This is a genomic window from Thauera sp. GDN1 (genome assembly GCF_029223545.1).
GTDB lineage: Bacteria > Pseudomonadota > Gammaproteobacteria > Burkholderiales > Rhodocyclaceae > Thauera.
Window position 1 is genome coordinate 1,607,623 of sequence record NZ_CP097870.1, and the last position, 12,533, is coordinate 1,620,155.

A 12,533-nucleotide genomic window follows, 5' to 3' on the forward strand; every position below is an offset into this window, starting at 1 on the left:
AGCGACAAAGCCCGCATCTGCGGGCTTTGCACGATGGCTTGGGCGCCGCGCGGGCTTCAGTCCAGGCGTGCCACCCGGGTCGGCGCCGACGGTGCGTGCTCCTGGAAGTAGCGCTTGATGCCGCGCATCAGCGCGGTGGCCATCTTGTCCTGGTAGGCCTCGTCGTTGAGGCGGCGTTCTTCTAGCGGATTGCTGATGAAGGCAGTCTCGACCAGCACCGAGGGGATGTCGGGCGCGCGCAGCACCGCGAAGCCGGCCTGTTCGACCTCGGGCTTGTGCAGGCGGTTGATGCTGCCGAGTTCGCCCAGCATCGCGCGGCCGAGCTTGAAGCTGTCGTTGATCGTGGCGGTCTGCGACAGGTCGAGCAGGGTGCGTGCGATGTGGCCGTCCTGACGCGCGAGGTTCACGCCGCCGACCAGGTCGGCGTCGTTTTCCTTCTGCGCCAGCCAGCGTGCGGCGGAGCTGGACGCGCCGCGCTCGGACAGCACATACACCGAGCTGCCGTTGGCCTCGGGGCGGACGAAGGCGTCAGCGTGGATCGACACGAACAGGTCGGCGCGTACCCGGCGTGCGCGGGTGACGCGCTGGTGCAGCGGCACGAAATAGTCGCCGTCGCGGGTCAGCACCGCGCGCATGCCGGGCTCGGCGTCGATCTTGCGCTTGAGGCGGCGGGCGATCGACAGCGTGACGTTCTTCTCGTAGCTGCCCCCGCGACCGATCGCGCCCGGGTCCTCGCCGCCGTGGCCGGCATCGAGCACCACGGTGTACAGGCGATTGACGGCCTGCTCCTTGCGCCGCTCGCGCGGCGCCGGCTGGCTGGGCTGGCTGCGGGCGACGGTCGTGGTGTCCTTGCCATCGTCGCCCATCGCGGCGTCCATCGGCGAGTCCTTCATGATCAGCGCCATCAGCGGATCGTGCTCGACGGTCGGGTGCAGGTCGAGCACCAAGCGGTGGCCGTAGTCGCCGACCGGGGCGAGCGTGAACACCTGCGGATTCACCACCGACTTCAGTTCCACGACCACGCGGACCACGCCCGGACGGTTCTGGCCGGCGCGGATCAGGCGGATGTAGGGGTCGCTGTCGAGGACCTTGGAGGGCAGCGACTCGAGCACGCTGTTGAGCTCGACGCCTTCGAGGTCGACCACGAGGCGGTCCGGGTCCTGCACCAGCATGTGGCTGAAACGCAGCTGCGAGGCGCCCTCAAGGGTGATCCGGGTGTATTCGGACGAGGGCCATACGCGCACCGCGACCAGGCTTGCGGAAGCCGCATGGCCGATCGGGCTCACCATCAGTGCGAGCGAGGCGCCGGCGAACTTGAGCAGGCGGCGACGATCGAGGCGCGGCGCGCCCAGCGGCGCGTGCGCGCCCTCGAGGGGATTCAGATCGCCTTGGGCGCCGGGTTCGCGCCCCGAAATGCTTTCACCAGTCCGATCACGCATGTCCGCCCCGCTTCCGTGTTTCCGCCGATCTCCACAAACCGCCCGTTTTCACTGGCTTCGAGGCGAATCTCGACGTCGGGGGAAGGCAGATAGGGCAGCGCCTTGTCGGGCCACTCCACGATGCAAACGCCTTCACCGGCGAAGTATTCGTCCAGTCCTGCGTCCAGGTATTCTTCGGGCGAATTGAAGCGATAAAAATCAAAGTGATATAAGTCTAATCTAGAAACGACGTAAGGTTCAATCAAGGTGTAGGTCGGACTTTTCACCTTGCCTTCGTGACCCAGGCCACGAAGCACCCCGCGCGTGAGCGTGGTCTTGCCCATGCCGAGGTTGCCCTGCAGCCAGATGCGCAGCCCCGGACTCAGCACTCCGGCCAGCGTCGTGCCCAGCGTTTCCGTGTCCTTTTCGTCCGCCAAGTGCGCCTGCAGGCGGGCGCCGCTATCATCGGCGGCTTGAATCAATTCGATCATGGGATGCTCCAGCAGATGGCGTCGGACCCGGAAAACCGCGTGGCGGAGGGGGCGGACAGGCCGCTCGTCGATGGCGAAGGCCTTGTTGCGCGGATCAGACAGTGGGGGCGGGAACTCGGCTTCGATGCCGTCGGCGTGGGCGGTATCGACCTTGCGGATGCCGAGTCGGGCCTGGCCGCCTGGCTCGAAGCCGGGTTTCACGGGGAGATGGATTATATGGCGCGCCATGGCATGAAGCGCGCCCGTGCCGACGAGCTGGTGCCGGGCACGCTGCGGGTGATCAGCGTACGCATGGGCTACTGGCCGGATGCGGCACCGGCCCACGCCGTGCTGGACGACCCCGAGCGCGCCTACGTGTCGCGCTATGCGCTCGGTCGGGACTACCACAAGGTGCTGCGCAACCGGCTGCAGAAGCTGGCCGAGCGCATTGCCGCCGAGGTCCCGCATCAATACCGGGTGTTCACCGACTCGGCGCCGGTGCTGGAGGTCGAGCACGCCAGCCGCAAGGGCCTGGGCTGGCGCGGCAAGCACACGCTGCTGCTCGACCGCAGGGCGGGGTCGTGGTTCTTCCTCGGCGAGATCCTCACCGACCTGCCGCTGCCGGTCGATGCGCCGCTCGAGCCGCATTGCGGACGCTGCACCGCCTGCATCGACGCCTGTCCCACCGGCGCCATCGTCGCGCCCTACCAGGTGGATGCGCGGCGCTGCATCTCCTACCTGACCATCGAGCTGCACGGCCCGATTCCGCTCGAGCTGCGTCCGCTGCTCGGCAACCGCATCTACGGCTGCGACGACTGCCAGCTCGTGTGCCCGTGGAACCGGTTCGCGCAGCTCAGCCGCGAGCCGGACTTCGCACCGCGCCACGGCCTGGACAGTGCGCGCCTCGTCGACCTGTTCGCGTGGACCGAGGCCGAGTTCGCCGAGCGCACCGCCGGCAGTCCGATCTACCGCATCGGCCATGAGCGCTGGCTGCGCAACATCGCGGTGGCGCTGGGCAATGCCCCGCCTTCGGCGGCGGTGCGTGCGGCCCTGCTGGCGCGCGCCGGGGACGAGAGCGCGCTGGTGCGCGAGCACGTGGCCTGGGCGCTGGAGCGCCAGGGCGCGGTGGCAGGCTAGAATCCGTCGCCTCCGCGCTCGCAGCCCGCCGCGATCCGTCCGCAAACCACCCGCCAGGCACAGGAATCCCGCCCATGGAAGACCGCATCGTCACCCTCGAAACCAAGCTGATGGCCGCCGAGGACCTGCTCGACGAGCTCAATCGCACGGTGTGGCGGCAGCAGCAGGAGCTCGACATGCTGCGCGAGCAGCTGCGGCAACTGGCGCAGCAGGTGAAGACCATCCAGCCCGGCAATCCGCTGCGCCCGGAAGACGAGATCCCACCGCACTGGTGAGACGGAGCCGGGACTAGCCGATCAGCGCACCGGTCAGGCGGGAGAGGGTGTCGCCGAAGGCGGTGGTGAGGATCACCAGGATCGCCATGCCGTGGCAGAAGGTCAGCACCGCGCGGCGGATGCGCGGATGGGCCTCGTGCAGTTCGAGGAAGTAGGTGCACACCAGGCGCAGCTTGATCGCCATCACCACCGACACCACCACCGCGACCAGCACGGCGTTGCCGTCGCTGCTGCCGATCCCGGCGCCGCCCACGCTCAGCAGCACCAGCATCAGCCAGGCAAGATCGATTCTGCGTTCGGAGCTCATGTGGGGTCCCTCATCCGAGCAGGTAGAAGAGCGGGAAGATCATCAGCCAGATCATGTCGGTGACGTGCCAGTAGCAGGCGAAGGCTTCCAGCCCGCTGTGTTCCTCCGCCGTGTAGGCGCCGAAGCCGGTGCGGGCGATCACCCACAGCATGCCGAGCAGGCCCCAGAACACGTGCACCAGATGGGTGAAGGTCAGGTAGTAGTAGCTGACGATGAACACGCCCGCATCGCCGTCCAGCCCCAGTGCGAAGTTGCGCTGCAGCTCGACGATCTTGATCGCCGGATAGCCCAGCCCGAACACGAATCCGGCGAGCATCCAGCGCAGGCAGGCGGTCCTGTCTGCGCGCCGCATCGCATGCAGCGCGCGCGCCACGCACCAGCCGCTGGTCAGCAGCATCAGCGTGTAGCCGGTGCCCGCGAGCAGCGAGAGCTGGTCCGGACCGGCGCGGAAGGCCTCGGGGTGATGGGCGCGCGCGACGAAGAACACCGCGAACAGCAGCGCGAACTCGGTGATCTCGCAGAAGATGCCCACCCACATCGCCTTGCTGCCCGGGATGCGGCCGGTGGCGGGGAGGGAGGCGGGCGGCGCGGGCGGCGCGGCGGACGGAGGAAGGGGCACGGCGATCGACACGATGGGCAGGCGGACCGGTTCTCGATCCGCGCGAAGCTTCGAATGCCCCCGATGGTGCTGCCGCGGCGCGCGATGTGCCTTGATTCTGCTCAGTAATCGTCGCCCGCAAGACATCCCGCGGTGCGATAATCGCCGCCCCCGTGCTCAGGAGGCTCGCATGACCAGGATTTTCCCCCGCCTGCTGCTGTCGCTGCTTGCGGCTGCGCCCGTGCTCGTCCAGGCGGAGACGGTCGGCCATGTCGACACCGCGTTCAAGCTGATCGGCCGCAACCACCAGGTGGTGGTCGAGGCCTTCGATGACCCCAAGGTCAAGGGTGTGGCGTGCTATGTGTCGCGTGCCCGCACCGGCGGCATCAAGGGAACGCTCGGCCTGGCCGAAGACACCGCCGACGCCTCGGTCGCCTGCCGCCAGGTCGGCGAGATCTCCTTCACCGGGCCGCTGAAGGAGCAGGAGGAAGTGTTCTCGCAGAGCGCCTCCATCCTGTTCAAGAAGGTCCGCATCGTGCGCATGGTCGACGCGAAGCGCAACACGCTCGTCTATCTCGTCTACAGCGACAAGCTGATCGACGGCAGTCCCCAGAACAACGTGACCGCGGTGCCGGTGCCGGCCGCGCTCGCCATCCCGCTGCGCTGATCCGGCGCCGCGTCCGTCCGCCGGCCCCGCCCTCGGGTGGGGGCGGCGCGCTTTTTTCCCTTTCTCGCCCCGAATCATGAGTTCATCCGCAACCGCCAACCCCGCCCTCCGTTTCCTGTCCGGAACCAGTCTCGTCGTGCAGATCGCCATCGGCCTCGTGTGCGGCATCGCCGTCGCGCTCTTCGCGCCCGAGCTCGCGCGCTCGACCGCGCTGCTCGGCGACATCTTCATCTCGGCGCTGAAGGCGGTCGCGCCGGTGCTGGTGTTCGTGCTCGTCACCGCCGCCGTGGCCGGGCATCGCCACGGCACCGAGACCCACATCCGCCCGGTGATCACGCTGTACCTTGCCGGCACCTTCGGCGCCGCGCTGGTGGCGGTGCTCGCCAGCTTCGCCTTCCCGACCATGCTGGTGCTCGATGCGCCGCAGGTCGCCGGCACGCCGCCCGGCGGCATCGTCGGGGTGTTGAAGAACCTGCTGCTCAACGTGGTGACGAACCCGGTCAAGGCGCTGATGGAGGCCAACTTCATCGGCATCCTGGCGTGGGCGATCGGCCTCGGCGCCGCACTGCGCCACGCCGGTCCGGGCATGCAGGCGCTGCTCGCCGACCTGGCGGAGGCGGTGTCGAAGATCGTGCGCGTGGTGATCCGCTTCGCCCCGCTCGGCATCTTCGGCCTGGTCGGCGCCACGCTGACCGAGTCGGGCCTCGGCGCGCTGCTCGGCTATGGCCGGCTGCTACTGGTGATCGTCGGCAGCATGCTGTTCGTCGCCTTCGTGCTCAACCCGCTGCTGGTGTTCTGGAAGACGCGGCGCAATCCGTTCCCGCTGGTGCTCACCTGCCTGCGCGAGAGTGCGGTGACCGCCTTCTTCACCCGCAGCTCGGCGGCCAACATTCCGGTGAACCTCGAGCTGTGCCGCCGCCTCGGCCTGCACAAGGACACCTATTCGATCTCGATCCCGCTCGGCGCCACCATCAACATGGCGGGCGCGGCGATCACCATCGCGGTGATGAGCCTGGCCGCGGCCCATACGCTGGGCATCGTGGTCGACCTGCCCACCGCGCTGCTGCTGTCGATCGTGTCGGCGCTCGGTGCCTGCGGTGCGTCGGGCGTGGCCGGTGGCTCGCTGCTGCTGATTCCGATGGCGTGCAACCTGTTCGGCATCCCGACCGACGTCGCGATGCAGGTGGTGGCGATCGGCTTCATCATCGGCGTGGTGCAGGATTCGGTGGAAACCGCGCTGAATTCCTCGACCGACGTGCTGTTCACCGCTGCCGCCTGCCGTGCGGCGGAACGGATCTGAGTCTGCGTGCCGCTCCGTGCTTGATTGCGATCAAGCATCGTGTGTGATGAATTCTCGCGAAATCAGGCGCTTGGCGGGGTGTTGACATCTGTCAAATTATTTTATGGACGGCTTGAAGAAAGTGCCTCACCTTTTCAAACACGAGGGTGGGTAAACAATGAGTTCAGCGACGTTCATGAAGCGGCTCCGCCTTGCCGCGATCCCGGTCCTGGCCCTGGCGATGCAGGCCGCGTTCGCGGAAGCACCGAAGGGACACGGTGACGAGGCGCTTAAGGAATACCAGGCCGGCGGTTCGCCGATGGCCGACGTGCCGATGCACCAAGACATCAACCCGCTGGCGCCGCGGATGTCCGAACCCGAGTTCGAGAAGGCCAAGCGCATCTTCTTCGAGCGCTGCGCCGGCTGTCACGGCGTGCTGCGCAAGGGCGCGACCGGCAAGGCACTGACCCCCGACATCACCCTCGAGAAGGGTCTCGAGTACCTCAAGGTCTTCATCAAGTACGGCTCGCCCGGCGGCATGCCGAACTGGGGCACCTCCGGCGTGCTGAGCGATGACGAGGTCGATCTGATGGCGCGCTACATCCAGCAGACGCCGCCGGCCCCGCCCGAGTACGGCCTCAAGGAGATGGAAGCCTCGTGGAAGGTCCTCATCCCGGTCGACAAGCGCCCGACCAAGAAGATGAACGACCTCAAGCTCGAGAACCTGTTCTCGGTGACGCTGCGTGACGCCGGCAAGATCGCCCTGATCGACGGTGACAGCAAGCAGATCGTCAGCATCCTCGAGACCGGCTACGCGGTGCACATCTCGCGCATGTCGGCCTCCGGCCGCTACCTGTTCGTCATCGGTCGCGACGCCAAGATCAACCTGATCGACCTGTGGATGGAGAAACCCGATACCGTCGCCGAGATCAAGGTCGGTCTCGAGGCGCGTTCGGTGGAAAGCTCCAAGGCCAAGGGCTGGGAAGACAAGTACGCCATCGCCGGCACCTACTGGCCGCCCCAGTTCGTGATCATGGACGGCGACACGCTGCAGCCGCGCAAGATCGTCTCCACCCGCGGCATGGTCGTCGATACCCAGACCTACCACCCCGAGCCGCGCGTGGCGGCGATCATCTCCTCGCACTTCAATCCGGAATTCTTCGTCAACGTGAAGGAAACCGGCATGGTGTATTCGGTGGATTATCGCGACCTCGACAACCTCAAGCTCAAGATGATCGAGGCGGCGCCCTTCCTGCACGACGGCGGCTTCGAGTCCACTCATCGCTACTTCATGGACGCGGCCAACGCCTCGGACAAGATCGCGGTCATCGACACCAAGGAAGGCAAGCTCGAGAAGCTGGTCAGCGTCGGCAAGGTCCCGCATCCGGGCCGCGGCGCCAACTTCGTCGATCCGCAGTTCGGTCCGGTGTGGGCCACCGGCCACCTCGGCGACGAGACCATCTCGCTGATCGGCACCGATCCGGTCAAGCATCCGGACAACGCCTGGAAGGTGGTGCGCACGCTGAAGGGCCTGGGCGGCGGCTCGCTGTTCCTGAAGACCCACCCGAAGTCGAAGAACCTGTGGGTCGATACCACGCTGAACCCGGAGGAGAAGGTGAGCCAGTCGGTCGCGGTGTGGGACATCGACAACATCGACAAGGGCTACGAGCTGATCCCGATCGGCGAATGGTCGGGCATCAAGGAAGGGCCGAAGCGCGTCGTGCAGCCGGAGTACAACAAGGCCGGCGATGAGGTATGGTTCTCGGTCTGGAACGGTGCGGATCAGGAGTCGGCCATCGTGGTGGTCGATGACAAGACGCGCAAGCTGAAGGCCGTCATCCGCGACCCGAAGCTGATCACGCCGACCGGCAAGTTCAACGTCCACAACACGCAGCACGACGTCTACTGAGACTGTTCGCGCGGTTGCGGCGGGAGGATTCGTCCTCCCGCCGCGCCGTTTCCGGCGGCCGAAGCGGACGTGAGGTTCTCCGATTGAGCGCACGACCCTTCAACCGCCGCCAGGTGCTGCGCGACTTCCTGTCGCGCTGCCCGCTGTTTTCCGACCTCGCCACCGCCCAACTGGACGAGCTGTGCGCCGCCGGTCGGCTGCTCGAGCTGCCCGCGCGCACCGCCCTGTACCATGCCGGCGATCCCCTGCGCGAGGTCTTCATGCTGTGCGACGGCAGCGTCCTGCGCTACCGCCTGCTCGCCGGCGAGACCCGCAAGATCATCGAACTCGTGCACACGCCGCGGGTGCTCGCGCTCGGCGAGGTGTTCGGCGCGCAGCGCTACGCCTCGGCCTGCGAGACGGTGTCGCCGAGCATCCTGGTCGCGCTCGACGTGCGCGTGCTGCGCAAGCTCGTGCGCCAGGACATCGCCTTCAGCGCCGGCGTGATCGAGGCCCTCGCCCAGCGCCAGTGCGCGATCGAGTTCGACGTTACCGGCCACCACTCCGGCCTGACCGGGGCCCAGCGCATCCTCGACTACCTGATCGAGCTCGCGGGCGGCGAACTGCCGATCGCCGGCGAAACCACGGTCGAGCTCAAGGCCAAGAAGAAGATCCTCGCCGCGCGCATGGGCATCACTCCCGAAGCCTTCTCGCGCAGCCTGCGCGAACTGGCCGACAAGGGCGTGATCGTGGTGGACAAGAGCCGCATCCACATCCAGAACGCCGCCCTGCTCGAGACCGCGCCGAGCGCCGCGCCGCAGCGCCTGAACTTTGCGCGCAAGCTGCGCCGCACCGATGTGGACGACAAGCCGCAGCGCATCGCCGCCGGCAAGCTCATCAACCATTGCGGTCGCCTGCGCCTGCTGACCCAGCGCCAGGCGATTGCCTGGGCGCTCGGCGAACATGGCATCGCGCCTGCCGAGTCCGCCATCCAGCTACGTCAGCGCACCACCGAATTCGAGCGCACGCTCGCCCAGCTCCAGCGTGCGAATCTCGAACCCGAGCCGGCGCACGCGCTCGAGGCGCTGGGCGCGGCCTGGCTGAGCTACCGCGAGGCCTTGTTCGCTCCCGAATCCGATGCCGGGCGTGTGCTGCGCGCAAGCGAGGAGATCGTCGTCCTCGCCGACGCCCTGACCACGCTGGCGACGCAGACGGCCGATGGCGGGCCGCACGGGCGTTACGTCAATGTCGCCGGGCGCAATCGCATGCTGTCCCAGCGCATCGTCAAGTTCTTCCTGTTCCAGGACATCGCCGATGCGGCGGAGGAGGCGCAGCGCCAGATCGAGGCCTCGGTCGCTGCCTTCGACGACAATCTGGCCGAGCTGCGCCGAAGTGGCGCCGAGCTGCCGCAACTCGTCGCCCAACTCGACGAGGTCGGCACGCAGTGGGCTCGGTTGCACGCCGTGTTCGCCCCGTCGACCGAGCGCATGCGCCGCAGCCAGCACATCCGGCTGGTGGTGGCCAAGGGCATGCGCCTGCTGCGCCATGTCGATACCGCGGTCAAGCTGTACGAGCGCCTGACCTCCGGGCACTGAGGCCGCGCGCTCAGCGTGCCGCCTGGCCACCGAGCAGGCGGGCGAGCGCCTCCACCTCCGCGGGTAGCCCGGCGGCTGCGCGCGGGGGGCGGCCGGCCAGGGTGTCGATCATGCGCGCGACCACGTCGCCCTGCGGCAGGCTGGCGCCGAAGTGCAGCGTCACGCCGCCGCGAAAGATCGCCAGGGTGGGGAAGGTCTCGACGTCGATGTCGCCGACCAGGTCGGCATCGTCCTCGATGTCGGCCCAGGCGAAGACGATGCCGCGCCGCGCCTCGGCAAGCTGCTGCAGCACCTGCCGGAAGTCGCGGCAGGTGCCGCACCAGTCGGCACACAGCGCCAGCACCACGAGGGGCGAGGCGAGCAGGTCGGGATGATCGGGGAGGGCGGAGACGGGGGTCAGCAAGGGGCGTGTTTCGTGCATGGGGCGGCCTGAGGGGACTACCGGCGTGCGCAGCGATGCCCCTGTCGTGCCGGCCCGCATGCCGCAACCGCGCTGCGGATCAGGCCGGACTGACTTCCCGCATGCTGCACTTGGCGATGCCGTACTCGGTCTCGACCAGCAGCGGGTAGGAGGCGCCGCTGAAGCGGCCGAAGTTCGAGATGTTATAGCCGATCACGCTGCCCGGCACCTGGCCGATGCGCACGGTGCTGCCGACATGGTAGCCGGCATCGATGGCGCGGAGGATCGATTGCTCGATCGTGCCGTGGTAATGGTGCGCCGCCGAGCGCGGGCGCTGGCCATTGACGACGATGAGCGATTGGTTGTCCATGATGCGCCTCTGCTGTCCGGGAACGGGAGCCGGGATCCAACTCCCGTCGACACCCAATCTACGCCTTTGCCGAGCAGATGGCAGGGCATATCAGCGTCTGCTTGTGATACGGATCACAGCCTTCACGCGAGCGTTTCGACTCGCACGTCCCCCGCTCAGCCGCGGGCGGCGGCGCGCGGCACGAAGCTCACCTTCTGCGCCACGACCGTGTCGCGCATCTTTGCGACATGCGGGCGCAAGGCGCCGACCACGTGCATCTCGCAGCGCTTGCAGTCGAAGCGCAGGGTCAGCGTCTCGTCGCCATTGACCAGCTGCATCGGGTCGGGGCGGATGCCCTTCACCTCCTTCGGGCACAGGTTGAAGCTGTAGCGCAGGCAGTGCTTGGTGATCATCAGCGAGACGTCGTCGGTCTCCTGGTTCTCCTCGTAGGCGGCGTCGATGAGCTTGACGCCGTGCCTGGCGTAGAACGCGCGCGCCTTGTCGTTCGACACGTTGGCGAGGTAGCTGAGCGCATCCTGCGGGTAGGGGACCGGCGGCTCGACCGCGGTGGCGCGCGGCGGGCGCGAGTGGGCCTGCAGGCGTGCGGCTTCGAGTTGCTCCACCGCGTCGCGGCGCAGGCCGTTGAGCTGGCCGGCGGGCAGGAAGGGCGCGGCGGGCAGGTCGAGGGTGATCTCGCCGAGGGTGAAGATGGTGCTGCCGAGCTTTCCGAGGTGATCGCGCAGGGTGGCGAGGGCGCGTTCGGCGTTCTGCGCCGGCTCGAAGGCGGCGGCGAGCGTGGCGGTGGCGGCGACGCCGTCCTCGTCGGTCAGCGTCAGCGCGAAGCCGTCGGCAGTGGCGGCAAAACGCGCATCGACGCGGATGCGGCGCTCGGCCGACTTCTTCGCCAGCGCGCGTTCGAACTCGTGGTCGTGGTTGCGGAACAGCGAGGTGCCGGGCACCAGGTCGGACGGCAGGGGCTCGGCGGGGAAGATGCGGTCGATGCCGTCGCCGCCACCCTCGGCCTCGGCGCGGTTGACTCGCAGCCCGACGAGTTCGCCCTTGGGGTCGTACCAGGTCAGGCCGTCGGCGTTGTGGATGGGGGCTACACGCTCGACGTCGAAGAACCTGCGCCCCTTGGTGTCGATCTTCTTCACCCGGCCGATCGGCTCGCCGACGAACTTGGGCGACTCGAAGGCCTCGATGCCGTGCTGGCGCTCGTTGGCGAAGTAGTCGGTGTAGCCGCGGTTGAAGGTCTTGTCGGCCTGCGGAGTGAACAGGAAGGTGGTGCGCCCGCTCGAGGCGCGGCGCCAGGCGGGGCCGTCGGCATCCGGATGCTCGATGATCTCGTCGAGCAGCGTGCGGTAGTGCGCGGTGATGTTCTTGACGTAGGAGAGGTCCTTGTAGCGGCCCTCGATCTTGAACGAGCTCACGCCTGCGGCCGCGAGCGCGCGCAGGTTGGCGCTCTGGTTGTTGTCCTTCATCGACAGCATGTGCTGCTGGCTGGCGACGGTGTTCCCGTCCTTGTCCTTGAGGTCGTAGGGCAGGCGGCAGGCCTGCGAGCATTCGCCGCGGTTGGCGCTGCGCCCGGTGTGGGCGTGGCTGATGTAGCACTGGCCGGAGAACGCCACGCACAGCGCGCCGTGCACGAAGTATTCGAGCTGGCAGGTGGTGGCCGCGGCGATCTTCTTCACATCGGCCAGCGAAAGCTCGCGCGCCAGCACGATCTGCGAGAAGCCCACGTCCTGCAGGAAGCGCGCCTTGCTGGCGTCGCGGATGTCGGTCTGGGTGCTGGCGTGGAGCTGGATCGGAGGCAGGTCGAGTTCGAGCAGGCCCATGTCCTGGACGATCAAGGCATCGACCCCGGCGTCGTGCAGTTGCCAGATGAGCTTGCGCGCGGGCTCGATCTCGTGGTCGAAGAGGATGGTGTTGGTGGCGACGAAGACCTCGGCGTGGTAGCGGTGAGCATGCTGCACCAGGCGGGCGATGTCCTCGACCGTGTTGTCCGCGGAGGAACGGGCGCCGAAGGCCGGTCCGCCGATGTACACCGCGTCCGCCCCGTGGTTGATGGCTTCGATGCCGAAATCGGCGGTCTTGGCCGGGGCGAGGAGCTCGAGGGTGTGGCGGGGATTGCTCATGGCGCGGCGGGATCG

13 protein-coding genes are annotated in these 12,533 nt (G+C 67.8%); 6 read left to right on the plus strand and 7 right to left on the minus strand.

Going from position 1 to position 12,533, the window contains the following annotated elements; translation table 11 throughout:
* Positions 1–56: 56 nt before the first annotated feature.
* Both CKCBHOJB_RS07360 and tsaE read right to left on the minus strand, forming a co-directional pair.
* The gene (locus tag CKCBHOJB_RS07360) at positions 57–1,439 is read right to left on the minus strand and encodes an N-acetylmuramoyl-L-alanine amidase (RefSeq protein ID WP_281051326.1); all 1,383 of its coding nucleotides are present in this window, start codon (positions 1,437–1,439) and stop codon (positions 57–59) included.
* Positions 1,379–1,909, minus strand: coding sequence for a tRNA (adenosine(37)-N6)-threonylcarbamoyltransferase complex ATPase subunit type 1 TsaE (gene tsaE, locus CKCBHOJB_RS07365; protein ID WP_281051327.1), 531 nt, complete (start codon positions 1,907–1,909; stop codon positions 1,379–1,381). Before tsaE ends, CKCBHOJB_RS07360 begins: the two co-directional genes overlap by 61 nt.
* A 15-nt stretch (positions 1,910–1,924) precedes the next feature.
* Between tsaE and queG the strand changes: the two genes are divergently transcribed.
* The gene (gene queG / locus CKCBHOJB_RS07370) at positions 1,925–3,025 is read left to right on the plus strand and encodes a tRNA epoxyqueuosine(34) reductase QueG (RefSeq protein ID WP_281051649.1); all 1,101 of its coding nucleotides are present in this window, start codon (positions 1,925–1,927) and stop codon (positions 3,023–3,025) included.
* 74 nt (positions 3,026–3,099) lie between these two features.
* Positions 3,100–3,300 carry a SlyX family protein gene (locus CKCBHOJB_RS07375; protein ID WP_281051328.1) on the plus strand — a complete coding sequence of 67 codons (201 nt, stop codon included), beginning with the start codon at positions 3,100–3,102 and terminating at the stop codon, positions 3,298–3,300.
* Between the two features lie 13 nt (positions 3,301–3,313).
* Here CKCBHOJB_RS07375 and CKCBHOJB_RS07380 read toward each other — a convergent pair whose 3' ends face one another.
* Together CKCBHOJB_RS07380 and CKCBHOJB_RS07385 are read right to left on the minus strand one after the other, a co-directional pair.
* Positions 3,314–3,607, minus strand: coding sequence for a cytochrome C oxidase subunit IV family protein (locus tag CKCBHOJB_RS07380; protein ID WP_281051329.1), 294 nt, complete (start codon positions 3,605–3,607; stop codon positions 3,314–3,316).
* 10 nt (positions 3,608–3,617) lie between these two features.
* A complete protein-coding gene (locus tag CKCBHOJB_RS07385) occupies positions 3,618–4,145 on the minus strand; it encodes a cytochrome c oxidase subunit 3 family protein (protein WP_281051650.1) in 528 nt (175 codons plus the stop codon).
* 250 nt (positions 4,146–4,395) lie between these two features.
* Between CKCBHOJB_RS07385 and CKCBHOJB_RS07390 the strand changes: the two genes are divergently transcribed.
* From CKCBHOJB_RS07390 to CKCBHOJB_RS07405, 4 genes are all read left to right on the plus strand, one after another.
* Positions 4,396–4,872 (plus strand): CreA family protein, encoded by a 477-nt coding sequence (locus CKCBHOJB_RS07390; protein WP_281051330.1) that lies wholly within the window; start codon positions 4,396–4,398, stop codon positions 4,870–4,872.
* A 76-nt stretch (positions 4,873–4,948) separates the two neighbouring features.
* Positions 4,949–6,172, plus strand: coding sequence for a serine/threonine transporter SstT (gene sstT, locus CKCBHOJB_RS07395; protein WP_281051331.1), 1,224 nt, complete (start codon positions 4,949–4,951; stop codon positions 6,170–6,172).
* Positions 6,173–6,347: 175 nt separating this feature from the next.
* Complete coding sequence (locus CKCBHOJB_RS07400) at positions 6,348–8,060, plus strand: nitrite reductase (RefSeq protein ID WP_281051332.1); 1,713 nt, start codon at positions 6,348–6,350, stop codon at positions 8,058–8,060.
* Between the two features lie 83 nt (positions 8,061–8,143).
* Positions 8,144–9,634, plus strand: a complete 1,491-nt coding sequence (locus CKCBHOJB_RS07405) for a type IV pili methyl-accepting chemotaxis transducer N-terminal domain-containing protein (protein ID WP_281051333.1) — start codon at positions 8,144–8,146, stop codon at positions 9,632–9,634.
* A 10-nt stretch (positions 9,635–9,644) separates the two neighbouring features.
* Here CKCBHOJB_RS07405 and CKCBHOJB_RS07410 read toward each other — a convergent pair whose 3' ends face one another.
* The 3 genes from CKCBHOJB_RS07410 to CKCBHOJB_RS07420 all read right to left on the minus strand — a co-directional run bounded on the left by CKCBHOJB_RS07410 (position 9,645) and on the right by CKCBHOJB_RS07420 (position 12,518).
* A complete protein-coding gene (locus tag CKCBHOJB_RS07410) occupies positions 9,645–10,055 on the minus strand; it encodes a thioredoxin family protein (RefSeq protein WP_281051334.1) in 411 nt (136 codons plus the stop codon).
* 79 nt (positions 10,056–10,134) lie between these two features.
* The gene (locus CKCBHOJB_RS07415) at positions 10,135–10,404 is read right to left on the minus strand and encodes a hypothetical protein (protein ID WP_281051335.1); all 270 of its coding nucleotides are present in this window, start codon (positions 10,402–10,404) and stop codon (positions 10,135–10,137) included.
* A 155-nt stretch (positions 10,405–10,559) separates the two neighbouring features.
* A complete protein-coding gene (locus CKCBHOJB_RS07420; protein ID WP_281051336.1) occupies positions 10,560–12,518 on the minus strand; it encodes a U32 family peptidase in 1,959 nt (652 codons plus the stop codon).
* Positions 12,519–12,533 lie beyond the last annotated feature (15 nt).